Origin of the sequence: Collinsella sp. AF25-2LB, assembly GCF_003458415.1 — a bacterium.
Taxonomy (GTDB): domain Bacteria; phylum Actinomycetota; class Coriobacteriia; order Coriobacteriales; family Coriobacteriaceae; genus Collinsella.
Map to the genome: position 1 here is coordinate 133310 of NZ_QRUF01000002.1, position 24411 is coordinate 157720.

General features: G+C 60.6%; 17 protein-coding genes and 1 tRNA gene. 11 read left to right on the plus strand and 7 right to left on the minus strand.

From position 1 onward, the window contains the following. The first annotated feature begins 237 nt into the window (after positions 1-237). Together fmt and DWY51_RS01770 are read left to right on the plus strand one after the other, a co-directional pair. Positions 238-1158 carry a methionyl-tRNA formyltransferase gene (fmt, locus tag DWY51_RS01765; protein ID WP_117769649.1) on the plus strand — a complete coding sequence of 307 codons (921 nt, stop codon included), beginning with the start codon at positions 238-240 and terminating at the stop codon, positions 1156-1158. Then, entirely contained in the window at positions 1155-2555 is a 1401-nt protein-coding gene (locus DWY51_RS01770) for an RsmB/NOP family class I SAM-dependent RNA methyltransferase (RefSeq protein WP_117769650.1), read from the plus strand. Before fmt ends, DWY51_RS01770 begins: the two co-directional genes overlap by 4 nt. Positions 2556-2695: 140 nt before the next feature. On the opposite strand, the gene DWY51_RS01775 is transcribed toward DWY51_RS01770, so the two are convergent. The 7 genes from DWY51_RS01775 to glgB form a co-directional block, all read right to left on the minus strand. Next, positions 2696-2932: an FmdB family zinc ribbon protein gene (locus tag DWY51_RS01775; protein ID WP_055287350.1), complete on the minus strand. Its 237-nt coding sequence runs from the start codon at positions 2930-2932 to the stop codon at positions 2696-2698. An 88-nt stretch (positions 2933-3020) separates the two neighbouring features. After that, positions 3021-6317 (minus strand): 4-alpha-glucanotransferase, encoded by a 3297-nt coding sequence (locus DWY51_RS01780; protein WP_117769651.1) that lies wholly within the window; start codon positions 6315-6317, stop codon positions 3021-3023. Between the two features lie 430 nt (positions 6318-6747). Then, positions 6748-9138 (minus strand): glycogen synthase GlgA, encoded by a 2391-nt coding sequence (gene glgA / locus DWY51_RS01785; protein WP_233504589.1) that lies wholly within the window; start codon positions 9136-9138, stop codon positions 6748-6750. A 90-nt stretch (positions 9139-9228) separates the two neighbouring features. Further along, positions 9229-10356, minus strand: coding sequence for a glucose-1-phosphate adenylyltransferase subunit GlgD (gene glgD, locus DWY51_RS01790; RefSeq protein ID WP_117769652.1), 1128 nt, complete (start codon positions 10354-10356; stop codon positions 9229-9231). A 4-nt stretch (positions 10357-10360) separates the two neighbouring features. Beyond that, complete coding sequence (locus DWY51_RS01795) at positions 10361-11509, minus strand: glucose-1-phosphate adenylyltransferase (protein ID WP_117769653.1); 1149 nt, start codon at positions 11507-11509, stop codon at positions 10361-10363. A gap of 108 nt (positions 11510-11617) precedes the next feature. Continuing rightward, a complete protein-coding gene (locus DWY51_RS01800) occupies positions 11618-14044 on the minus strand; it encodes a glycogen/starch/alpha-glucan phosphorylase (protein ID WP_117769654.1) in 2427 nt (808 codons plus the stop codon). A 94-nt stretch (positions 14045-14138) separates the two neighbouring features. Then, on the minus strand, positions 14139-16400 hold the full coding sequence (glgB, locus tag DWY51_RS01805) for a 1,4-alpha-glucan branching protein GlgB (protein WP_117769655.1): 2262 nt from the start codon (positions 16398-16400) through the stop codon (positions 14139-14141). A 331-nt stretch (positions 16401-16731) separates the two neighbouring features. Here glgB and DWY51_RS01810 point away from each other — a divergent pair, with 331 nt between their 5' ends. The 9 genes from DWY51_RS01810 to DWY51_RS01850 all read left to right on the plus strand — a co-directional run. Beyond that, positions 16732-17421, plus strand: coding sequence for an HAD family phosphatase (locus DWY51_RS01810; protein WP_117769656.1), 690 nt, complete (start codon positions 16732-16734; stop codon positions 17419-17421). 9 nt (positions 17422-17430) lie between these two features. Further along, on the plus strand, positions 17431-18072 hold the full coding sequence (locus DWY51_RS01815; protein ID WP_117769657.1) for a thiamine diphosphokinase: 642 nt from the start codon (positions 17431-17433) through the stop codon (positions 18070-18072). Positions 18073-18142: 70 nt separating this feature from the next. Next, positions 18143-18218, plus strand: a tRNA-Ala gene (locus tag DWY51_RS01820). A gap of 786 nt (positions 18219-19004) precedes the next feature. Continuing rightward, positions 19005-19550: an antiterminator LoaP gene (loaP, locus tag DWY51_RS01825; RefSeq protein WP_233504590.1), complete on the plus strand. Its 546-nt coding sequence runs from the start codon at positions 19005-19007 to the stop codon at positions 19548-19550. Positions 19551-19616: 66 nt separating this feature from the next. After that, on the plus strand, positions 19617-20366 hold the full coding sequence (locus DWY51_RS01830) for a sugar transferase (RefSeq protein ID WP_233504591.1): 750 nt from the start codon (positions 19617-19619) through the stop codon (positions 20364-20366). After that, the gene (gene cps2T, locus DWY51_RS01835; protein WP_117769659.1) at positions 20366-21532 is read left to right on the plus strand and encodes a beta 1-4 rhamnosyltransferase Cps2T; all 1167 of its coding nucleotides are present in this window, start codon (positions 20366-20368) and stop codon (positions 21530-21532) included. The genes DWY51_RS01830 and cps2T overlap by 1 nt, the downstream gene beginning before the upstream one ends. A gap of 4 nt (positions 21533-21536) precedes the next feature. After that, positions 21537-22436 carry a glucose-1-phosphate thymidylyltransferase RfbA gene (rfbA, locus tag DWY51_RS01840; RefSeq protein ID WP_117769660.1) on the plus strand — a complete coding sequence of 300 codons (900 nt, stop codon included), beginning with the start codon at positions 21537-21539 and terminating at the stop codon, positions 22434-22436. Positions 22437-22460: 24 nt separating this feature from the next. Next, the gene (gene rfbB, locus DWY51_RS01845; protein ID WP_117769661.1) at positions 22461-23483 is read left to right on the plus strand and encodes a dTDP-glucose 4,6-dehydratase; all 1023 of its coding nucleotides are present in this window, start codon (positions 22461-22463) and stop codon (positions 23481-23483) included. Positions 23484-23497: 14 nt separating this feature from the next. Next, positions 23498-24411: dTDP-4-dehydrorhamnose 3,5-epimerase family protein (locus tag DWY51_RS01850; protein ID WP_117769703.1), on the plus strand; the 914-nt coding region annotated here is incomplete at its 3' end.

Sequence of the window (24411 nt, forward strand, 5' to 3'; positions counted from 1 at the left end):
TAGGCGGGCGCCCCGGGGACTACGTTGACGCTGCTTGACTCGCCCGGGTGCCGTCGGGCCAGGGAAGGGCGTCTTCGCTGATAATTGCTTTGTTGGAAGAGCTGCTTTTATTGCGGCTCTTTCTTTGGTTTTGGGTATATTTGTTTTTGTTGAATTGTTCTTGCGGATGGGCCGGGTACTTGGCTTTCCGCTGTTCTTTGTAGCCGTCTCGGCTTTGGTTGAGGGGAGACGTCCTTTATGCGTATTGTGTTTATGGGTACGCCTGATTTTGCTGAGCCTTCGCTGGTTTCGCTTGTTGAGGCTGGGAATGAGATTGCGCTTGTTGTTACTCGTCCTGATGCTGTTCGTGGGCGTGGTAAAAAGTTGGAGCCGTCTCCTGTTAAGGCTAAGGCGCTTGAGTTGGGGTTGCCGGTTGTTGAGGCCAATCGTATGACGCCTGAGGTTGTTGAGGCGCTTCAGGCTGTCCAGGCTGACATTTTCTGCGTGGCTGCTTATGGGTGCATTTTGCCCGATGAGGTGCTGCATATGGCGCCGCTCGGCATTGTGAATGTTCATGCGTCCTTGCTGCCTCGTTGGCGTGGGGCTGCTCCTATTCAGCGTGCGATTCTCGCTGGTGACGAGGTTGCTGGCGTTTCTATCATGCGCATCGGGCATGGCGTGGATACTGGCGCTTATTGTGCTCAGGCTTCCACGTCGGTTGCCGGTAAGCATGCTGAGGCGCTGACCATGGAGCTTGCTGAGCTTGGCGGTAAATTGCTTGCCGATACGCTTCCTTCGCTTTCCGATGGCACCGCCGTGTGGACTGAGCAGGATGAGTCGCTTGTTACCCATGCCGCCAAGATTTCTAAGCAGGAGATGCGTCTTGATCCGCAGATGGGGGCGCTCAATTGCGTGCGTCATGTGCTGGCCTCGTCCGATACCGCGCCTGCCCGATGCGTGATTGCCGGCAAGACCGTGCGCGTGCTCGATGCTGCACCGGCCGATGTCTCGCTTGACGAGGGCGCCGTTGACGTTAAGAACAAGCGTGTTTACCTTGGTCTTTCCGATGGCTCGGTTGAATTGCTCGAGGTTAAGCCCGATGGCAAGCGTGCTATGTCTGCTTCTGCCTGGGCTGCTGGCCTGCAGGGCGCCGATCTTTCGTGGGGTGTTTTGTCATGAGCAAGCTGTCACCCGCGCGCAAGCTTGCGCTCGATGTATTGATGGAGGCCGATCGCCGCGGTATGTATGCACGCGACGTGTTGTCTTCCCGTGCTTCTGCCAAGGCCATTGATCAACGCGATTCCGCGTTTGCCGCTCGCTTGGCGCTCGGTGTTGCCGCCACACAGGGTATTTTGGATGAACTGCTCGATCAGTTTCTCGATAAGCCCAAAAAGGTCGCGCCGCGTGTTCGCATGGCGCTTCGCATCTCGGCCTTCGAGATGCTCTATCTGCATACGCCTGGCCGCGTTGCGGTGAGTCAGGGCGTTGAGCTGGTGCGCAGCGGAGCTAAGTCTGCCGCTGGTTTGGCCAATGCCGTGCTCCATAAGGTCGCGGACAACGTTGAGAACTTTGCCACTGCGTCCGATGTAGATGAGTCTGAGCGACGCTTGGTTCGTCTGTCGCGCCTGATGGGTCTGCCGCGTTGGCTTTGCGCTCGTATTATGGCCTCGTTCGATACCCCAGAGGGTGCGCTCAACTTTGCTGGCAATCTGGCCCCCGCGCCTCTGGCCCTGCATGAGAACGCCTTTGCGAACAAGCCCGATCCGTATATCTCGCAGCTCGTCGCGCCTGTCTTCCCGGGCTGCCATGCCCCGGTTGATGCCCAGGTTACCGTTGCTTCGGGTGTGTTTGAGCGTGCTGCCGCGGTGGCGTCTGATCTCAACGCGCAGCTTATCGCCACGGCTGCCACGCGCCCTGGATGCTGCCTTGAGATTGGTGCCGGTCGCGGTACCAAGACCTATGTGATGATGTGCCAGGCTAAGCGCGCCGGCTATGAGCGTCAGCATACGGCACTTGATCTTCATGACCGCAAGTGCGATCTGAATCTCGCTCGCCTGCATAAGGCCGGTATTCAGGGCGTTCGTACGGTTTCGGGTGATGCCTGTGAGCTTGATGAGGTGCTCACATCGTTTGATGCCATGCTTGGAGAGCCGGTTAAGTTCGACACGGTCTTTATCGATGCGCCGTGCTCGGGCACCGGCACCATGCGCCGTCATCCTGAGATCCCGTGGCGCCTAACCGAGAATGATGTGACGACCGAGTTACCCAAGCTTCAGCTGACGATGCTTAAGGAGGCTTCTGCGCGCGTGGCCGCCGGCGGAGAGCTCATCTATGCCACCTGCTCGGTTTTTGATGAAGAGAACACGCAGGTCGTGGATGCCTTCCTGGCCTCTTCCGAGGGCGCCGACTTTAGCGTCGCACCGCTCTCCGAGGCGCAGATTCTGCAACTCCCTGAGTTCGATCAGGCCAAGAAACTCGTATCCGTACGCCAGAACGATCAAGGCCTCTTCCAAAGCGTGCCGGTAAACGCCGACTCCTACGACGGCCACTTCTGCGCCCGCCTGATTCGCAAGTAACTACTAAGTTGCGTTGAAATAGGGATTGAATAGCGGCATCTACCCGCCAAAAAGTCCTTATTTCACCGCAACTCATAGAGCCACCTATAGCGCAAAGAAACAGCCCCGCGATCGATGTCGGTCGCGGGGCTGTTTGGTTCCTAGTGGCTATGCGGGCAGTTGGCGCAGCAGCCGCTGGTGGCGTTGGTGCTGGAACCACCGCTTCGCTGGTCGGTGTTGTAGAAACCGCTGCCTTCGAACTTAATGCCGCTGGCCGAGAACGTCTTGGATGCCGGGGCACCGCAGCTAGGGCATACGACCTCGGGCGTCTCGGACATGGGGTGCTCAACCTCAAACACGTTGCCGCAGCTCGTGCACTTGTAATCGTAGCGCGCCATAATACTTCCTTTTCAGCACAAAGCGGGCAGATCGCTCTGCCCGCAAAAATTCAAGCAGCTGTAACTGTACCCTATATCGGGGGCTTTATCACGCTTCGCCCCAGAATCTATGGGTGTTGCGCAGGAGCTTCGCAGTTTTCTCCTCGGCTGCCGCAACGTCGGCCTCCCGTGCCTGCCATGTCCAGTTGCCCGTGGCCACGCCCGGCACGTTCATACGTGCATCGTCGCCCAGTCCCAGCACGTCCTGCAGCGGCATCATCACGAGCGGTGCATCGCTTGCGAGGGCATCGCCCATGAGCTCGCTTGCCAATGTAATGCCGCTCGGCTCATCGCCGCCTGCAAAGGAGCGCGTGCACCAGCCGGCAAGTGTCGAGGTGTCGTGCGTCGAGGTGTACAGGATCTTTCCCGGTGTGGGGTGAATTCCGCAACGAACGTCGTAGTCGCTAAACTCCAGCACGTCCATGCCGGGGAAGCCGCAGGTCGATGCCATGGCGCGAACGCCAGGCGTCAGATAGCCCAGATCCTCGGCAATAAAGTTGAGCGGACCCAGCTCGTCATAGGCGGTCTGGAACAGGTCCTTGCCCGGACCTGCCAGCCAGCGACCATCGGCGCAGGCCTTACCGGCGGGAATGCTAAAGTAGCTGTGGAAGCCCAGGAAGTGGTCCAGGCGCACGCGGTCGTAGAGCGAAAACGCACGGCGCAGGCGGTCGAGCCACCAACGATAGCCGTTCTCCTTCATGCGATCCCATCGGAAGGTGGGGTTGCCCCACACCTGGCCCTCGGGCGCAAAGTTGTCGGGCGGCGCGCCCGAAATCTCAATCGCTTTGCCGGTATCGGACAGCCAGAAGTTCTCGGGCTCGCTCCACGCGTCGGCCGAATCGTCCGAAACGTACATCGGGATATCGCCGATGACCTCGATGCCCTTCTTGTGCGCATAGTTCATGAGCTCGCACCAGGCAAGGTCAAAGCGATACTGCATGTACGCCTGCAGCTCGGCCTCGTCGTGGAAGCGCTTGTCATTGATCAGATACTCGTTGTAGCGCGCGACATCTGCCGGCCAATCGTGGCGCGACTCGCCCTCAAAGTACTTCTTAACGGCCATGTAGACGCAGTACTTCTCGAGCCAATCAGCGTTGCGATGTTTAAACGCCGTGTACAGCGGGTCGGCATCCTCGCCGCCGTGAGCCTTCCATGCAGCAAAGTCGGCGGCCAGCTCCTCGTGACTCTCGGGCAGCAGGTCAATATTGCCCGCAAAGGCCGAAGGCCCAGCGTAAGGGGAGCGGAAGAAGTCCGTCGGGTTGACGGGCAGGACTTGCCAGTAGCGCATGCCCATAGCGGCCAGATGGTCGATAAAGCGACGCGTGGGCGCACCGATTGTGCCGGGCTTGCCGTCATCGGTCGGCACCGAGGTGATGTGGCACACAACGCCCGCGCCATGATCGAGCGGCTCCTGCAGACGCTTCTCGGCATGGTGATAGATGATCGAAGAGCCCAGCGGGTACAGGTCGAGCGTGACGGTACCGTTGTGGATCTCGCACTCGTGACCGCTGATCACGTCGCTCGCGCATTCGCCGAGCGCCGGAATCGTCACGCGGTGCGAATTGCGCAGGCTGCGGTTGATGATAACCGTCGCGGCCTCGCCGTCTTTGCCCGTGCGGGTGTAAGCCAAGACTTCGTCGTTGAGCGCAAAGGCCTTGATCTCGCCATCGACCATAGAGGGCAGCGCACGGCGCACGGCAGACGCGTTCTTAACGATGGCCAGTGTGTCGAAGTCATGGAGTTGGTCTTTGGTCGGCAGGGTGCGGCGGTTGCCCGGGTCGGTAAGGCCCTCCAAGCCGTACTCGTCACCGTAATAGATTGAGGGTACACCCGGGAAGGTCATCTGCATGAGCGTCGCCAACCAAAAGCGGCTCTTGGCCAGGCCCATGGAGTTCTCGTCCAGGCGCCATTTGCTGCGCTCGCTCTCGGGCAGCTGCGACTCGTCGGGGCCACCGCCGAGCACCGAGATGATACGCGGACGGTCGTGGCTCGAAAGCAGATTGAGTGCGCAGGCCAGTGCCTCGCGCGGGTAGTTCTCGCGCAGGGTTTCGATATCCTCGGCTGCCTGGTAGGCGTTCTTGTAGCCCATCAAAAAGCCGATAACCATGTCGCGGAAGGGGTAGTCCATGGCGGAGTCGAGCTCCGAGCCCTGCAGATAGCGACGCAGGTGGCCATAGCTGATCTTGTTGGAGGCGTCTTCCCAGACTTCGCCGAGCAGCAGCGCATCGGGCTTCTCGGCGAGCACGGCCTTTTTGATCTCGGCCAGGAAGTCGTCGGAAAGTTCATCTGCCACATCGAGTCGCCAGCCGTGGGCACCGGCGCGCAGCCATTTACGGATCACGCCGTCCTTGCCCAGGAGCCGCTCGCGCACCAGTTCGGAATTCTCGTTGATGGCGGGCATGTTGCCCACGCCCCACCAGCAGTCATACGAACCGTCCTCATGGAAGTAAAATGCATCGCGCCACGGCGAGTCCTCGCTCTGCCATGCACCGACGCCGGGATAGTTGCCGTAGCGGTTAAAGTAGATCGAGTCGTCGCCCGTATGGTTGAAGACGCCGTCCAGGATGATGGAAATGCCGAGCTTCTCGGCCGCCTCGCACAGCTCGGTAAAGTCCTGCTCGGTGCCCAGAATCGGGTCAATCTTGGTGTAGTCGGCCGTATCGTAGCGGTGGTTGCTCGCGGCCTCAAAGATCGGGTTGAGGTAGATGGCCGTAAAGCCCAGCTCGGCAATGCGGGGCAGGTCATTTTGGATACCCTTGAGCGAGCCGCCGTAAAAATCCCAGGTCTTGATGGAGCCGTCTTCGGCACGCTCGTACTCGGGCGGTTCGTTCCAGTCTTCGACCATGCGGCGCTGGATTCCGTTGCGCGGTTTTTCAACTTCGGCAAGCGTGCGCTCGCGCCAGTTTTCATCGCGGGCATAGCGGTCGGGGAAAATCTGGTAGACCATGCCACGCTCGTACCACTCGGGACGAACTTCGCGGTGCTTGTAGACGGTGATCTGGAAGGACGGGACCTCGGCGTAGTTGTAAGTTACGCCCTCGCCACCGGTGCGACCCTGCGGTGCGCCCAGACGGACCTCGGGCTGGCCCTCGATGTTGCAGATAAAGCTGTACCAGATAAGACAGGGCTCGGCGCACTCAAGCTCTACGGTAAATATGCCGTCGCCCTCGTGCGTCATGGGATACAGAGACTCACCGATCTCATCGACCCAGGTGCGCAGCGTAAGCGTTGCCTGGTTGGGGTCGGCATCCTCCAAAATCACCGAGAGCGAAACGGAAGTTCCAGTGGTCACAGCGCCAAACGGAGTGCGAAACTGCGGCAGACGGCTGTTGTGAATCAATCTCATAATTCGGTCCAGTTCAATAGAATCACGGCCTGCGGGCCATGGGCTTTACGCACAGGATATAAGTATATATGTTGCACACAGGCTGTATAAACAACATCCGTTTACCATCGGCGAACGGTTGTCCTAGAAAATCGTTTTACCACCCAAATTATCGCGATATTTAAAAACGTCTATACCGATACTATTTGTATCCAAACAAAAGTACTTCGGTTTACTACGACGAATTGAATGATCTCAACAACAGTCATTTTGGTGATATTAAAACCGCAGCTAGAAGCGTTCTTAATTTCGAAGATTACTCGCCGTGGTCGGCCGGAGCCATTTTGTCGTAGTAAACCGGCCCTCTTTTTAATGCGAAGTTCAACGCAAAAGAGGGCGCCTGGTTGGGGCGCCCTCTTTTGCGTTGAGGATTTAGTTTTAATCGTCCGGATTAGCGGCGCTTGCGGGCGGCCGTTGCCTTGCGGACGGAGGTCTTCTTGGTCGGAGCCTTTTCCTCGGCCGAAACGGCGGGGGAGACCGGGGTCTCCTTGGCGGGCTCGGTCTTTGCCTTAGTCTTGGGAGCGGCCTTAACCTCGGCAGCCTTCGGAGTCGGCTCGGCCTTTACTGCGGGCTTGTCCTCGGCCTTACCCTCTGCCTTGGGAGCTGCAGCCTTGGTCGTGGTCTTCTTGGCCGTCGTCGCGGCGCGTTTGCGCGTGGTGGTCTTGGCGGCCGGCTTTGCCTCGACAGCTGCCTTGGCCTCGGGCTCGGAGGGCGCCTCCTCGACCTTGACGGCGGGCTTTGCAGTAGCCTTCGGGGCCGTCTTCGCGGCGGCCTTCGTCGTAGCGGCCTTGGCCGTCGTCGACTTCGTAGCCGTGGTCTTCTTGGCTGCCGTTGCCTTCTTGGTGGTTGCAGCCGTCTTCTTGGCAGCGGTCTTGGCCGGAGCCTTTGCCGCAGGCTTAGCCTCGGCGGCGGCCTTTACCTCGGGAGCAGCCTCGACCTCGTTGGCCTTCTTGGCAGCGGCGGTCGTGCGCTTGCGCGTGGTCGATGCCTTGGCAGTAGTTGCCTTGGCAGCGGTGGTCTTGCTCGCAGCGGCCTTCGTGGTCGTAGCCTTCTTAGCCGTTGCCTTGCGGGTCGTCGTCTTTTTGGTGGCAGGCTTCGCAGCGGGCTTCACCTCAGGCTCGGGCTCGGGAGCAGCCTCGACCTTCACCTCAGGATCGGCCTTAACGGGCTTAGCTTCAACCGGCTTCTCCTCGGCCTTGGGCTCCTCAGCGGCAGCGGGCTCCTTAACGGTCGCCGCAGGCTCGGCCTCGGCAGTAACCGGCTTCTCCTCAGCCTTGGGCTCCTCGGCCGCAGCCTCCACAGCCGCCGGGCGCTCAATCTCCGGGTGCATAAAGAAGTACAGGTCCAGATACTTGTCGGCCGAGCGCGTCCAGCTAAAGTCCTGGCTCATGGCCTGCGTGACCAGCTGGTTCCAGGCATCGCGGTTGTCCCAGAACAGGCGTGCCGCGCGGAACACCGCGTCGCCCATCTCGTCGCCGTTAAAGTTGGTAAACGAGAAGCCCGTGCCCTCGCCGGTAAACTCGTTGTACGGCTGCACGGTGTCCTTCAGGCCACCGGTCTCGCGCACGATGGGCAGGGTGCCGTAGCGCATGGCGATGATCTGCGACAGGCCGCAGGGCTCAAACTTCGAAGGCATCAGGAACATGTCGGCGGCAGCGTACATGCGCTGCGACAGCGCCGGGTCAAACTCGATGCGCGCGGCCATGGTGCCGGGGTACTTGTCCTGGAAGTAGCGCAGACCGTCCTCGTAGTCGCGGTCGCCGGTGCCCAGCACGGCCACCTGAACGCCGCCGGACAGGATGCGGTCGAGCGCGTACATGACCAGGTCCATGCCCTTCTGGCGCGTCAGACGCGTGACCATCACCATAAGCGGGCGGTCGTCGCGCACCTCGAGCCCCAGTTCCTCCTGCAGCTTGGCCTTGCACACGGCCTTGCCGGAACGGTCGTCAACCGTGTAGTTGGCGGCAATGCGCTTGTCGGTTGCCGGGTCAAAGGCCGCCACGTCAATGCCGTTGAGGATGCCCTGCAGTGCGTAGGAGCGCTCGCGCAGTACGCCGTCCAGGCCCTCGCCAAACTCGGGCGTCTGGATCTCGCCCGCGTAGGTGGGGCTCACCGTGGTGATGGCATCGGCATAGTGCAGCGCGCCCAGCATGTAGTTGATGCTGCAGGCGTCGCAACGCAACTGCGTGGCGGCCGCGGGAATATGCGCCACACCCAGGATGTCCTCCATCACGGTGTCGCTAAACTGGCCCTGGAACGCCACGTTGTGGATCGAGAACACGGTCTTGACGCGGTCGTACAGCGGCAGTCCCTGGTAGAACTCGCGCAAGAACACGGGCGCTAGTGCCGTCTGCCAGTCGTTGCAGTGCAGGATGTCGCACTCAAAGCCCTCGGGCAGGTGCTGCAGGCTCTCGGTGATAGCCTTGGAGAAAAACGCGAAGCGCTCGCCGTCGTCAAAGAAGCCGTACGGATAGTCGCGCGCAAAGTAGCGCTCGTTGTCAACGAACATATAGGTGACGCCGTCGTGCTCAAGCTTCTCGAGCCCGCAGTACTCATTGCGCCAGCCCAGGCTCACGTAAAAGTCGGCAAAGTGCTCCATCTGCGCCTTGTACTCGTCCTTGATGGTGGCGTACTTGGGCACCATCACGATGACCTCGGCGCCGGCGCGCACAAGCGCCGCAGGCAGCGAGCCCGCCACGTCGCCCAGGCCACCGGTCTTAACAAACGGTGCGCACTCGGCCGAGGCAAACACGATCTGCATCTTTTTGCTGGAATCTGCCATATTGTCTCCCATGTTGCAATTCGAGAATAGCCGCCTGGCGCTAACCGGGCGGCTATTCTACCTGTTACGAGCGATGTTGCGGTGCCAACGTTAACATACGATGGTGGTGTCGGAAGTTAACGGAGCCTTGCCCAGCACCAGGATGTTCTCGGGCGTGCCGCGAAGCTCGGTGTTGGTGGGAACCACGTTGTTCTTGTCCAGAATGGCGTTCTCGACGCGTGCGCCGCTCTTGATGATGCAGCTCTGGTTGATGATCGAGTTAGTCACCGAAGCGCCTTCCTCGACCACGACGCCGCGCGACAGGATCGAGTTGCGCACGGTGCCCTTGATGATGCAACCGGCCGAGATGATCGAGTTGCACGCGTGGCTGCCGGTCGCATAGCGCGAAGGCGGCACGTCGTGAGCCTTGGTCAGGATCGGGCGCTCGGGATCGAAGAGCTGGTCGGCCACGGTCTGGTCGAGCAGGTCCATGCTGCGGCGATACAGTGACTTCTCGCTAAACACGCCCACGACCTCGCCCTTGTACTCGTAGCTGCACACGTCGATGTTGCCAAAGTCGCCCTGGAGTGCCTCGAGCAGGTCCAGATAGTCGGCGGCCTGGTAGTGGTCGATGATCTCGAGCAGCGTATCGCGGTTGACGATGCAGCAGTCCATAGAGGCGTTGTCGCCGTACACGACGCCAGCGCTCACGCCCGTCAGGCGACCGTTCTCGTTAATCTCGAGCTTGGTCTCGTCATCGACGTTGCGCGTGGCCTTGCAGTACACCACGGTCATCTGGGCACCGGAGTTCTCGTGCGCGTCGATGATGGTGTTGAGGTCCATGTTAAAGATGATGTTGGTGCCCATCATCACAACATAGGGCTTGTCCGAGCGCTGGAACAGCGTCTTGTTGGAGATGATGTCACGCAGCAGGAAGCGCATGCCGCCCTTGGTGGTGCCATACGCGTTGCCGGGCACCATGAACAGGCCGCCCTTCTTGCGGTCCAGGCCCCAGTCCTTGCCCGAACCCACGTGGTCGATCAGCGAGCGGTAATTGCCCGGCATGACGACGCCGACGGTCTTAATGCCGGCATTCATCATGTTGGACAGCGGGAAGTCGATCAGGCGGTAGCGGCCCAAAAACGGAACGGACGCGATGGGGCGGTCCTTGAGCAGCACGCTGCCGTAGGTCGAAGAGTAGTTAGCGGTGATATAACCGATGGCCTTGCGATTGATCATCGGATCATTCCCCCTTCCCGATAACGACGTCATTTCCAACGACGGCCGTATCCTTGGTGGTATCGACAGAGCCGAGCTTCACGCCCTCTTCGACCGTGGAGTTCTCGCCCAAAATAGCGCGGCAGATGTGCGCGCCGCTCTTAACGTGCGCACCCGGCAGCAGCACGGAGTCCTCGACCACGGCGCGCTCCTCGATGATGACATCGGTCGAAAGGATCGAGTGGCGAGCGGTGCCGTAGATCTTGCAGCCGTTGGAGACCAGGCAGTCGTCCAGGCGGCCGTCCGGGCCAATGTAGTGCGGCGGACGCGTGGTGATGTTGGACATGATGGGGAAGTGCTTGTCGAACAAATCGAACTCGGGGTTGTTGCCCAGCAGGTCCATCGAGGTCTCGTGGAAGCTGGCGATGGTGCCAACGTCCTTCCAAAAGCCGTGGAACTCGTAGCTGTACAGGCGCTTGCCCTCGCCGAGCAGCTTGGGGATGATGTCCTTGCCAAAGTCGTGGCTCGAGCGCTGGTCTAGAGCGTCCTCCTCGAGCGCCTCGATCAGCACGTCGGCCGAGAAGATGTAGATGCCCATGGACGCGAGATTCGAATCGGGCTTATCGGGCTTCTCGGTGAACTTGGTGATGCGGCCGTCCTCGGGGTCGGTGGTCAGGATGCCAAAGCGGCTGGCCTCCTCCCAAGGCACGGGCATAACGCTCACCGTGAGGTCGGCGTTGTTCTCAATGTGCGTCTTGAGCATCTTGCGGTAGTCCATGCGATACAGGTGATCGCCCGAAAGAATCAGGACGTACTTGGGGTCGTTGGCCTTGATGTAGTCGAGGTTCTGCGTAATGGCGTCGGCCGTGCCCGCATACCAGGCGCCGCCGGTCTGCGTCTCATACGGCGGCAGAATCGACACGCCGCCGTCGCGGCTGTCCAGATCCCAAGCCTCGCCAGAGCTCACGTAGGCATGCAGCAGGTAGGGACGGTACTGCGTCAGAACGCCCACCGTGTCGATGCCCGAGTTGGAGCAGTTGGACAGCGAAAAGTCGATAATGCGGAACTTGCCACCAAAACTAACCGCCGGCTTAGCGATCTTTTGGGTGAGTGCCCCCAATCGGCTGCCCTGTCCTCCTGCGAGGAGCATCGCGATGCATTCTTTCTTACTCATCGATTTCTCCTTCTGTCATCGATGTTCCTAAACCCATTAGCGACGGGCGCGGCGCAACGTCACGCCCGTCGAGTAATGCCGTGCTGGCATAGGGGAGCTCGTGCGCCTTTACGCGTGCCAGATCTCGTCGCGGTACTCGCGAATGGTGCGGTCGCTCGAGAACCAGCCGCTCGAGGCGGTGTTGAGCAGGGCCTTGCGGTTCCAGGTCTCCTGGTCGCCGTAGCTGCCCGTGAGCTTCTCCCACGCATCCACGTAGCTGCGGAAGTCTGCCATGACCAGGTCGGGGTCGTTGTTGTTCATGAGCTCGTTGTAGATGCTCTCGAAGTTGCCCGAAAGACCCGCAAAGGTGTTGTCCTTGAGCTCGTCCATCACGCGGCCCAGGCGCTCACGGTCGCCGTTGAGGGTATCCCACGCAAAGTAGCTATTGGATGCCCAGAGCTGCTCGACCTCGGGAGCGGTCAGGCCAAAGATAGCCTCGTTCTCGCGTCCGGCCAGGTCGGCGATCTCGATGTTGGCGCCGTCGAGGGTGCCCAGCGTAATGGCACCGTTCATCATGAGCTTCATGTTGGACGTGCCCGAGGCCTCCTTGCCGGCCGTGGAGATCTGCTCCGAGATTTCGGCGGCAGGGTAGATGAGCTGGGCGTTGCTCACACGGAAATTGGGGATAAAGCAGACCTTCATGACCTCGTTGACGCGGGCATCGTTGTTGATGACGTCGGCCACGGAGTTAATGAGGCGGATGGTCTCCTTGGCGAAGGTGTAGCTCGAGGCGGCCTTGCCGCTAAAGATAAAGGTCGTCGGCGTCACGTGGAAATTGGGATCGGCGATGCGACGGTTGTAGATGTCCATCACCTTCATGATGTTCATGAGCTGGCGCTTGTAGGCGTGGAAACGCTTTACCTGAACATCGAAGACGGTGTTGGGGTCAATGACCAGACCGGTTTCGGACTTGACATAGGCGGCCAGGCGCTCCTTGTTGGCGCGCTTGGAGGCACCCACGGCCTTCAGGAACTCGGAGTCGTTCTGGAACTCCTTGAGCTTCTCCAGCTCAAAGGCGTCCTTCAGCCAGCCGTCGCCAATGGCCTCGGTTACGAGCTTGGCATAGGTGGGGTTGGCCTCGGCAAAGAAGCGACGGTGCGAGATGCCGTTGGTCTTGTTGTTGAACTTCTCGGGCGTCAGGGCGTAGAAGTCCTTGAGCACGATGTTCTTGATGATGTCGGAGTGGATCTTGGCCACGCCGTTGACGCTGTGGCTGCAGATCACGGACAGGTTGGCCATGCGAATCTCGCCGTCCCACAGGATGGCGGTCTGGCGCAGACGCTCCTGCCAGCCCTCCTGCGTGGTGTCGAACGACTCGTGCCAACGACGGCTGATCTCGTCGATGATCTGGTACACACGGGGGAGGAGCTTGGAGAACATGCCGATGGGCCACTTCTCCAGGGCCTCGGGCAGGATGGTGTGGTTGGTGTAGCTCACGACCTGCGTCACGATGCTCCAAGCGTCATCCCACTCGAGCTTTTTCTCGTCGATGAGGATACGCATGAGCTCGGGACCGCACATGGCGGGATGCGTGTCGTTGGTGTGGATGGCCACAAACTGCGGCAGCAGCTCCCAGTTCTCGCCGTGCTCCTTCTCAAAGGTGTCGAGCAGGCTGTAGATGCCGGCCGAGACAAACAGGTACTCCTGCTTCAGACGCAGCAGACGGCCGTGCTCGCCGGCGTCGTTGGGGTAGAGGATGGCGCTGATGGCCTCGGCCTCGGCGCGCTCGGCATCGGCCAGGGCATAGTCGCCGCGGTTGAAGGCCTCAAGGTCAAAGTGCTCCTCGACCGGCTCGGCGGCCCAGACGCGCAGCTTGTTGACGGTCTCACCGGCATAGCCCACCACGGGGATGTCATAAGGGACGGCCAGAATGTCCTGCGTGTCCACCGTGCGGTAGAACGTGCGGCCGTTCTCCTCAAAGCCCTCGACGTGGCCGCCAAACTTAATGGTCACGGCCTTGTCCTGACGTCGGACCTCCCAGGGATAGCCGTGGGTGAGCCACTCGTCCGTGGCCTCGACCTGGCTGCCGTTGACGATCTCCTGCTTAAACAGGCCGTAGCGGTAGCGCATGCCGTTGCCGTAGCCGGCGATGCCCTCGGCTGCCATGGAATCCAGGAAGCATGCGGCCAGACGGCCCAGGCCACCGTTGCCCAGCGCCGGATCGGGTTCCTGGTTCTCGATGACGGAAAGGTCGAAGCCCATGTCGTCGAGCGCCTCGGCGACCATGTCGCGCACGCCAAAGTTGAGCAGGTAGTTATCGAGCAGGCGACCGATCAAAAACTCGATCGAGAAGTAGTACACGCGCTTCTTGCCCTCGGCGGTGGCACGGGCGTCGCTCTTGGTGGCAACGGTGCGGGCCTTCTCGGCCACGAGCTTGGCCAGGGCGTTAAAGCGGTCCAGATCGCTGGCGGCCTCGACGCTCTTGCCGCTGATGCTCATGACGGCATCGCGATAGAGCTCGGTAAACTCCTGCTTGTTGTCGAAGATCTTATTCATACGTTCCTTTCCCCCGGGGATGTTTCTCCCGGAACGGTTATGACTTGTATCCTACGCCCCCACGGGACGGGTAATTGCACCCGTAACGCTTTTGTTACGCTTTCTTGGCAGGAGCCTTAACAGCGGCTGCCTTGGCCTTGGAAGCAGTCTTTTTGGTGACCGCCTTCTTGGCCGTGGTGGTCTTGGCCGAAGCCCTGGCAGCGGGCTTGGCAGCCTTCGCCTTTGCCGGAGCCTTCTTAACAGCCGCAGGCTTGGGCTTTACCGAGGACGCACGCTTGCGCGTCGCCTTCTTGGGCTTCTCGACCACGGGCGGCTTATAGCTGCTGGGCCCGCGGCGCTTAAGCACCACGCCTGCCAGGCCGGGCACCTTAATCTCAATGGAGTCCATCTGCCCGTTCCAGGGATAGGGCTCGCTCGAGCAGGTGTAGGGTTCCTCACCGGCATAGCCGCTGCCGCCAAACTCGGGACGGTCGGAGTCAAAGATGACCTCCCAGTCGCCCTCGCGCGGCACTCCCACGCGGAAGCTCTCGTAGCTCGCCGGATCAAAGTTGATCAGGATCACCAAGTCGTCATCGACGTCCTCGCCCTGACGCACAAAGCTCACGATGGACTGTTTGGAGTTGTCCGCGTCGATCCAGGTAAAGCCGTCGTCGGTGTAGCCGCGCTCGTACAGAGCGGGCTCGGCGGTGTACAGGTGGTTGAGCGCCTTGATGAACGCCTGATGATGACGGTGGGTCTCGTACTCCTCGGTCAGGAACCACTGGATGGACTCGTAGTAGCGCCACTCAATAAACTGGCCGATCTCGTTGCCCATAAAGTTGAGCTTGGCACCGGGATGCGTCATCTGGTAGAAGGCCAGCGTGCGCAGTCCGGCAAACTGGCGCCACCAGTCGCCCGGCATGCGGCCGATGAGCGAGCACTTGCCGTGCACGACTTCGTCGTGGCTCAGCGGGCAGATGAAGTTCTCGGTAAAGGCGTACATGATGGAGAACGTGAGCAGGCCGTGGTTGCCGGGGCGCCACGGAAAATCGGTCTGCATGTAGTGCAGGGTGTCGTTCATCCAGCCCATGTCCCACTTGTAGTGGAAGCCCAGGCCGCCGTCCTGCGGCGGATAGGTCACAAGCGGCCACGCGGTGGACTCCTCGGCCATCATCATCACGTCGGGGTAGTGCGCCTCTACAGCGCAGTTGACCTGACGGATAAACGCGCTGGCGTCCAGGTCCTCCTCGGTACCGTACTTGTTGAACTTCTTTTGGCTGGGATCGTCAATGCCAAAGTTGAGGTACAGCATACTGGACACGCCGTCCATGCGAATGCCGTCCACGTGGAAGTTCTCGAGCCAGTACAGCACGTTGGAGACCAGGAAGGAGCGGACCTCGCCGCGGGCGAAGTCAAACTTGTGCGTGCCCCAGTTGGGGTGAATCTCGTGCTCAAACAGCATGTGGCCGTTAAAGGTGGCAAGGCCGTGGGAGTCGGCGCAAAAACCGCCGGGAACCCAGTCCATGATCACGCCGATGCCCGCCTCGTGGCACGCATCGATAAAGTGCATGAGCTGCTGGGGGTTGCCGTAGCGCGACGTGGCGGCGTAGTAGCCGGTCGTCTGATAGCCCCAGGAGCCATCGAAGGGATGCTCCATAAGCGGCATGACCTCGATATGCGTGTAGCCCATGTCGTGCACGTAGTCCACGAGCTCCACCGACAGGTCGTCGTAGGTGTAGAACTCGCCGCGCTGCGCGGGGAAGGGGTCCATGGGTCCGGGGTAATTGCCGTACTCGTCGGGCTCGCCCTGCGGCGCGTCGCCGTGGCGCTTCCACGAGCCAATATGCACCTCGTAGATGTTGAGCGGCTGCGACATGTGGTTATGGCTGGCGCGGCGCTTGAGCCAAGCGGCGTCATTCCACTTGTAGCCATCGAGGGTCCACAGCACGCTCGCGGTACCCGGAGGGCACTCGGCCTTAAAGGCATAAGGATCGGCCTTGTAAAGCTTCTCGCCCTCGTTGGTCTCGATGAGATATTTATAGAGTTGGCCCTGCTCGGCACCAGGAATAAAGCCTTCCCAAATAGCGCTCGTATGCACGGGCACCAGCGGGTTGGCTTCCTCATCCCAGTCGTTAAATTCGCCAATGACATGGACACTCTTTACGTCGGGCGCCCAAACGCAAAAGCGCCAGCCGCGTGTGCGCTGCTGCGTGTCGGGATGCGCGCCCATCTTTTCCCAGCTGCGCTCCCACATGCCAATGCCAAACAGGTAGACATCGTCCTTGGAGAGCTCCGGTGCGTGCGGGGCGGCTTTACGGGTAGCAGGCTTTTTGGTTGCTGGCTTTAGCTTTGTATCGCTCACGTTTGATCCCATCATGACGCGGCAGCGTGTTGCCTTGGTGACTAGATGCGAAAGGTCCAAGGCTGCACGAATCGAAGGGACGGCGATAGTTCTATGATTCGTTCCACCTCGCGTGCTCGGTGGAACTTTCGGCAGAAACTACGATAACACCTGTACGTTACTTTTATGAACGAAAGAGGGTTTGCGGGGGCGTTTAATCGGTAAGCGCCATGTTTATACCACTTGCAGAATTGACGTGGTAAAACTCTTGACAGTTTTATCAATTAGCGTTTCTAGATTGTTAGGTTGACGTTTGGTAAAACGTTTTTAGCAGGTTGTTTACCCTTTGACATCGAAAGGCTCGTATATGGACCACATCGCCGCCTCAAGTGTCGCTTTTATTTTCGATTGCGACGGCACACTGGTTAACAGCACCCCCGTTTGGGCTTATTCTCAGCCCGAGTTATTGCACCGCCACGGAGTTGACGTGACGGTCGAGGATTTTGCCCAGTTTGAGCATTTGTCGCTCGAGGACGAGTGCCAGGCCTACCACGACACCTGGGGCATTGGTACGAATGGCGAGGAGCTGTATCGCGAGCTGAGCAATATTCTGATTGATGGGTACTCCAAGGTGCCGCCGCGCGAGGGGCTCCTGGCTTTTTTGGAGCAGGCGAAGGCGGCCGGCGTTGCCATGTGCGTTGCTACGTCCACGCCGACCGAACTGGTGCAGTCCGCGCTCGCTGGTGCCGGGCTCGACGCGTACATGGAGTTTGTGACCACCACGGGTGAGGCGGGACGTTCCAAGCAGTTCCCCGATGTGTACGAGCTGGCGCTGCGCCGCCTGGAGGAGCGCCATGGGCACAAGTTTGCGCGCGCTTGGGTGTTTGAGGACGCTGTCTTTGGCCTTAAGAGCTCTGGGGTCGCTGGCTTTAAGCGTGTGGGTATTTATGACCCGCACGGCCGCATGAAGCGCGACGATGTACGCGCCAACTGCGATATCTTTATCGACAGCTACGAGGAGCTGGATCTGGCCCGCGTGCTTTCGTTTGAGGGATAGGCGAGGGCCGTGGCTTGCAAGGTATTAGTGGTCTGCGGCTCGCCCGTGGTGGCGAGCGCGGATCTGTTACGTAGGCTAGCAGGGGAGTGCGACCACGTCGTCGCCGTGGACCGCGGACTCGACGCGCTGCTGGGCGCGGGACTGGGCTGCGATGTGTATGTGGGGGACGCCGACACGGTGAGCGACGCGGGTCGTGCGTTGGTCGATGCCGCCGAAGCCTTTGAAGTAGAACGCCACGACCCGTATAAGGACTATACCGATCTGGCGCTGGCGCTCGATTCCGTCCGTCGTCGCTGGCCGGGTGCCGAAGTAGTTGCGACCTGCGCCACCGGCGGCCGTCCTGATATGGCGCTTTCCGTACTGGGCCTGCTCGCGGGCTACGAGGATGCCCCTGTCTGGATTGCCGAGGACAGGGCGGTCGCCCGCATCCTTCGCGCAGGCGAATCGTGGACCATCGAAGGCGCCGAAGGCAAGACGTTCTCCATCATCGCCATTGCCCCCAACACCGTGGTAAGCGAACACGGCCTAGAATGGGAGCTAGACCACAGCTCCCTGGGCCTGTTGGCCGACACCGGCATCTCTAATGTCGTCAGAAAAACGGCCAAGATCCAAGTTCACACCGGCACCGCCATCGCTTACCTATATCAATAGGCATTTAGAATCTGACCCAAAAAAGTCCTTGCACGCCGCGCCAACTTCCCCTATAGTATCTCCTCGTCACGGGGGCGTAGCTCAGCTGGGAGAGCGCTTGACTGGCAGTCAAGAGGTCAGGGGTTCGATTCCCCTCGTCTCCACCATCGTGAATGCAAAGGCCTTCGGAATTTCGAAGGCCTTTTTTCATGCCAAAAAACCACGCGCCACAAACCCCACCTACGCCAACAAAAAGTTGCACAATTTATTTCACATGTCTGTACATAGTTTGTTACACAAACGCGATTATCAGTGTAGATCGCCGTTCCATTTGGGCTTCAGGAACGCCCCTAATCACCGCCACTACCTTAATAACCTGCATCAATGTGAACAACATCGCAAAACAGCCCCCTTGAACACGCTAAATGAACGAAATGTTGTCCAGTACTGCCCAAATCAGTTTCGCTAACAGCTTGTGCTAGGATACTTAACGTTACATGAGTTCAACTGTGCTCACGGCTCCAGCAAGTCGCAAAACGCAGGGTCGATCAGCATCCGGCCGTAACGGCGGTGCCAGAAACACCATGAGCTCCAATATCGATTGCCATGCGCGATTTTGCACTTGCTTTTGCGGGCATTTAATAGTTCGCATTTGGTAATGCATCAAATTGCTATGGCAAACCTCAGCAGTTTTCAGCTGTTTGCGTGCGGTCCAGTTTTGGTACCCGCTTGACTGGTTCGCACGCAGCCAGCTGGAGACGCGGTCATTTTGCGATACACGTCCGCGTCTCTAGCAACTGCATTTGTACATACCGTTCACGGTGGGGCAGAGCCACGTGCTTGTCTAACTGGGCTCAGGGTTTGAATATGGAGCGCCTTAGCGCACAAGCGCCCTGGCGAAGCCATACCCAAACCCCGTGAGCCACACGTAAGACAGCAAGGGGGTGGTGCTCGTGTGGTATGTAATCCAGGTCATTAACGGTCGCGAAGACGTAATGCGCGAGCGCATCGAACGTTTGATGCCGTCTGGCGCCATGCAGGAGCTCTTTTATCCCCAATATCAGACCGAAATCAAGGTACACGGCGAATGGGTTAACACAACCAAGCCGTTGTTCCCCGGTTATCTCATCTGCGATACGGCAGACCCCCGCACTGTGCAACAGTATTTACTGCGCATGGATGACTTTGCCCGGGTGCTTTCCCAGGACGGTCAGTTTGTGCCGCTGGCAAAAGAAGAGGTCCAGCTTATTGGCGGCTTTACGCATAGGGGAGACCGCGTAGTGCCCATGAGCGAGGCCCTAAAAGACGGTGACCAGGTCGTAGTAACGGCTGGTCCGCTGCTGGGCCACGAAGGCCTTATCAAAACCATTAACAGACGCAAGAGCACTGCTTATTTGGAGCTCAACCTGTGCGGCCGGCGCGTAACCACCCGCGTTGGCCTCGCGGTGCTTTCAAACGAGCAGCGCGTCATGCGCAACATCAAAAAGGCAATCGCCTAGCTGCTGGCGGTCGCCACACAGAACAGGGAGAATCCCCGACCCGGGGACGAAGTGTTGGAAGAGAACGTGTCGGATAAAACTCAATATACAACTGATGCGCCCGTGGGGGCGGCACTGATTGCTCAGGCCATGGACCGGCGCGAAGGCGCTGGCCGCTACAAGGCCATGCAATCCATCATGGACTGGGACCGCTCGCGCCTGGCCTACCGCGCCGTTAAGCGCGCCTTTGACGTCGTGTTCAGTGGCTGCGTGCTTGCCGTCATCGCTGTACCCAGCCTTGTGCTTGCCGCGGCCATCCGCCTAGAGAGCGAGGGCAACCCCTTCTACAGCCAGATCCGAGTGGGACAGACCCGCCCCGACGGAAGCCTGACCACGTTCCGCATGTGGAAGTTCCGTTCCATGTACAAGGACGCCGACGAACGCCTAGCCGAGCTCAAGGAGCAGAACGAGATCGTCGGCGCCATGTTCAAGATGAAGGAGGACCCCCGCGTCACCAAGATCGGGAAGTTCATCCGCAAACATTCCATCGACGAGTTCCCGCAGTTCCTGAACGTGTTCCTGGGTCAGATGTCCGTGGTTGGCCCCAGGCCGCCGCTGCCGAATGAGGTTGCGGAGTATACGGAATATGACCTGCAACGTTTGGCAGTGAAGCCTGGGATCACCGGACTCTGGCAGGTTACGGAGCGCAACTCCACCGGTTTCGACGGCATGGTCCGCCGGGACCTCGAGTACATAGCAAAACGCGGAATCGTCATGGACCTCAAAATCGTCCTCCTCACGGTTCTGGAGGTCTTCAACGGGAGCGATGCGTACTAATGCAGCATGTTTTCATCATCGGATCCAAGGGGATTCCGGCAAACTACGGCGGCTACGAGACGTTCGTGGAAAAACTGACCGAGAATCAGGTATCGCACGACATCAAGTACCACGTGGCATGCGCCGTGGACTCCGCCGAGCAAGTCGGCGAGTTCGAGCACAACGGGGCGCACTGCTTCAACGTGCTGCGCAGGCCCGTCGGTGCCGCGAGGGCTATCTTCTACGACATCGACGCCCTCAAGTGGTGCATCGCCTACATCGAGGAGAACCGAGTCCAGCATCCCATCGTCTACGTGCTGGCCTGTCGCATCGGGCCGTTCTTCGGCAGGTACGTTAACAGGATCCACGCCCTTGGCGGCAAGGTCCTCGTGAACCCCGACGGCCACGAGTGGAAGCGCGCCAAGTGGAGCGCACCCGTCCGCAAGTACTGGAAGCTCTCGGAGCGCGGGATGGTCAAGCACGCCGACCTGATGGTGTGCGACTCCAAGAACATCGAGAAGTACATTCGAGGGGAGTATGCCGACCTGGATCCCGAGACGACCTTCATCGCCTACGGGGCCGACATCAAGCGCTCCGCGCTCGTTGACGACGATCCTAAGTTCACGGGATGGCTCTCCGAGAAGGGCCTCGAGCCCTTCGGCTACTACCTGGTTGTGGGACGTTTCGTGCCTGAGAACAACTACGAGACCATGATTCGGGAGTTCATGGCTTCCGAATCCAAGCGCGACTTTGCGCTCGTGACGGGAGTGGACGACTCCTTCCTCGCAGAGCTCGAGCGGAAGACGCACTTCAAGTCCGACCCGCGCATCAAGTTTGTCGGGACCGTCTACGACCAGGAGCTCCTGAAGAAGATTCGTGAGCAGGCTTACGGCTACTTCCACGGCCATGAGGTCGGTGGCACCAACCCGAGCCTCCTGGAGGCCTTGGCTTCCACCCGCCTGAATCTTCTTTTAGACGTGGGTTTCAACCGAGAAGTCGCTGAAGATTCCGCCCTGTATTGGGACAAGAAGTCCGGAGACTTGGCTGAACTTATCAACCGTGCTGACGCGATGGACTTGAAGTCGATCGAGGAGTTCGATGCGGCCTCGACTTCCGTTATTCGCGACCGGTATTCTTGGCAGTCCATCACCGACAGCTATGAAGACCTTTTCCTCGGAAGGCAATAGCACCATGAAAGGCATCATCCTCGCCGGCGGGTCCGGCACCCGCCTGTACCCGCTCACGCTCGTGACCTCCAAGCAGCTGCTTCCGGTCTACGACAAGCCCATGATCTACTACCCGCTCAGCACCCTCATGCTGGCGGGCATCCGGGACATCCTGGTCATCTCCACGCCGACCGACCTACCCAACTTCGAGCGCCTGCTTGGGGACGGCTCGCGCTACGGTGTGAACCTGTCCTACGCCGAGCAGCCCTCGCCGGACGGCCTTGCGCAGGCCTTCACCATCGGCGAGGACTTCATCGCCGGCGAGCCGTGCGCGCTGGTGCTCGGCGACAACATCTTCTACGGCAACGGCCTGTCCCGCCACCTGACGCGCGCCGTCCAGAACGCCGAGTCGGGCCGCGCCACGGTCTTCGGCTACCACGTGGACGACCCCGAGCGCTTCGGCGTCGTGGAGTTCGACGGGGAGGGCAGGGCCGTCTCCATCGAGGAGAAGCCCGCCGAGCCCAAGAGCTCCTACGCCGTCACCGGCCTGTACTTCTACCCGGGCGACGTGGCAGCCAAGGCGCACGAAGTGAGGCCCTCGGCCCGCGGCGAGCTCGAGATCACCACGCTCAACCAGATGTACCTGGAGGAGGGGACGCTGTCCGTGGTGACGCTGGGCCGCGGATACGCGTGGCTGGACACCGGCACCATGGAGAGCCTGCACGAGGCGGCGGAGTTCGTCCGCGCCGTGGAGCACTCCCAGGACCTGCCGGTCTCGGTACCCGAGGAGATCGCCTGGGAGAACGGCTGGATCACCACCGCCGAGCTCGAGGAGGCCGCCAAGGCCTACGGCAAGTCGGTCTACGGGCAGCACCTGAAGAAGGTCGCCGCCGGCGAGATCGTCAACAGCCCGCGCGAGTATTAATCCGATCCAATGGGAGATAGAAACATGACTGAAGAGCTCTTCGAGCCCAGGAACATCATCGTCACGGGAGGCTGCGGCTTCATCGGCAGCAACTTCGTGCACTACGTCGTGAACAACCACCCGGGCGTCCACGTCACCGTCCTGGACAAGCTGACCTACGCCGGCAACCCCGAGAACATCGCCGGGCTGCCCTCGGACCGCGTGGAGCTCGTCGTGGGCGACATCTGCGACGCCGCGCTGCTCGATAGGATCGTGCCGGGCCACGACGCCATCGTGCACTACGCCGCCGAGAGCCACAACGACAACTCCATCGCCGACCCCGAGCCGTTCCTGCGCACCAACGTGGAGGGCACCTTCCGCCTGCTGGAGGCCGTGCGCAAATACGGAATCCGCTACCACCACGTCTCGACCGACGAGGTCTACGGCGACCTGGCGCTCGACGACCCGGCCAAGTTCACCGAGGAGACGCCGTATAAGCCGTCCTCGCCGTACTCGAGCACCAAGGCCAGCTCCGACATGCTGGTCCGCGCCTGGACCCGCACCTACGGCCTGCGCACCACGATCTCCAACTGCTCCAACAACTACGGCCCCTACCAGCACGTGGAGAAGTTCATCCCCAGGCAGATCACGAACATCATCGACGGCGTCCGCCCCAAGCTCTACGGCCGCGGCGAGAACGTCCGCGACTGGATCCACACCGAGGACCACTCCAGCGCCGTGTGGGACATCCTCACCAAGGGCCGCATGGGGGAGACCTACCTCATCGGCGCCGACGGCGAGAAGAACAACATCACGGTCCTGCGCATGATCCTGGAGGCGATGGGCCGCGACCCCGAGGACTTCGACTGGGTCGCCGACCGCCCCGGCCACGACCGCCGCTACGCCATCGACAGCACCAAGCTCCAGCGCGAGCTCGGCTGGAGGCCGGCGCACACCGACTTCGCCGAGGGGCTCAAGCAGACGATCGACTGGTACGTGGAGAACGAGGCCTGGTGGCGCCCGGCCAAGGAGGCCACCGAGGCCAGGTACAGGGCCCAGGGCCAGTAGGAGGGGATAGATCTATGGCAGACATCGCATTCGAGAAGGACCTCTCCGTCGCCGAGACCGGCATCGGGGGCCTCAAGGTCGTCGACCTCGCCGTCCACGGCGACTCGCGCGGCTGGTTCAAGGAGAACTGGCAGCGCGCCAAGATGACCGCCCTGGGCATCCCGGACCTCCGCGTCGTCCAGAACAACGTCTCCTACAACGACAGCCGCGGCGTCACCCGCGGCATCCACGCCGAGCCCTGGGACAAGTTCATCTCCGTGGCCCGCGGCTCGGTCTTCGGCGCCTGGGTGGACCTGCGCGAGGGCAGCGAGACCTACGGGAAGGTGTTCACCTGCACGCTCGACCCGTCCAGGGCCATCTACGTCCCGCGCGGCGTGGGCAACTCCTTCCAGGCCCTGGAGGACGGCACCGCCTACACCTACCTGGTGGACGCCCACTGGTCCCTCGAGCTCAAGAGGACCTACACCTTCGTGAACCTCGCCGACCCCGGGCTCGCCATCGAGTGGCCGATCCCGCTCGACCAAGCCGTCGTCTCCGAGGCCGACCTCAACCACCCGTACCTCAGGGACGTCGTCCCGATGGCGCCGAAGCGCACCCTCGTCACAGGCTGCAACGGCCAGCTGGGCCATGCGGTCCGCAGACTCGCCGAGGAGCGCGGCGTCGCCAAGGACTTCGACTTCTGCGACATCGACACCTTCGACATGTCCGACCCGGACGCCTACTCCAGATACGACTGGTCGCTCTACGGCACCGTGATCAACTGCGGCGCCTACACCGCGGTGGATAAAGCCGAGACCCCCGAGGGCCGCGTGACCGCCTGGAAGGCCAACGCGACCGGCCCGGCCCTTCTCGCCCGCACATGCTCTGATCACGGGATCACCCTCGTCCACGTGTCCAGCGACTACGTCTTCGACGGCACCGCCGAGGT

Coding starts and splice junctions, on each gene's coding strand:
- DWY51_RS01810 (WP_117769656.1), top strand. CDS start 16,732: ATGGACCACATCGCCGCCTCAAGTGTCGCTTTTATTTTCGATTGCGAC.
- DWY51_RS01770 (WP_117769650.1), top strand. CDS start 1,155: ATGAGCAAGCTGTCACCCGCGCGCAAGCTTGCGCTCGATGTATTGATG.
- rfbA (WP_117769660.1), top strand. CDS start 21,537: ATGAAAGGCATCATCCTCGCCGGCGGGTCCGGCACCCGCCTGTACCCG.
- DWY51_RS01780 (WP_117769651.1), bottom strand. CDS start 6,317: ATGAGATTGATTCACAACAGCCGTCTGCCGCAGTTTCGCACTCCGTTT.
- rfbB (WP_117769661.1), top strand. CDS start 22,461: ATGACTGAAGAGCTCTTCGAGCCCAGGAACATCATCGTCACGGGAGGC.
- fmt (WP_117769649.1), top strand. CDS start 238: ATGCGTATTGTGTTTATGGGTACGCCTGATTTTGCTGAGCCTTCGCTG.
- glgD (WP_117769652.1), bottom strand. CDS start 10,356: ATGATCAATCGCAAGGCCATCGGTTATATCACCGCTAACTACTCTTCG.
- cps2T (WP_117769659.1), top strand. CDS start 20,366: ATGCAGCATGTTTTCATCATCGGATCCAAGGGGATTCCGGCAAACTAC.
- DWY51_RS01775 (WP_055287350.1), bottom strand. CDS start 2,932: ATGGCGCGCTACGATTACAAGTGCACGAGCTGCGGCAACGTGTTTGAG.
- glgB (WP_117769655.1), bottom strand. CDS start 16,400: ATGATGGGATCAAACGTGAGCGATACAAAGCTAAAGCCAGCAACCAAA.
- DWY51_RS01800 (WP_117769654.1), bottom strand. CDS start 14,044: ATGAATAAGATCTTCGACAACAAGCAGGAGTTTACCGAGCTCTATCGC.
- DWY51_RS01795 (WP_117769653.1), bottom strand. CDS start 11,509: ATGAGTAAGAAAGAATGCATCGCGATGCTCCTCGCAGGAGGACAGGGC.
- glgA (WP_233504589.1), bottom strand. CDS start 9,138: ATGGCAGATTCCAGCAAAAAGATGCAGATCGTGTTTGCCTCGGCCGAG.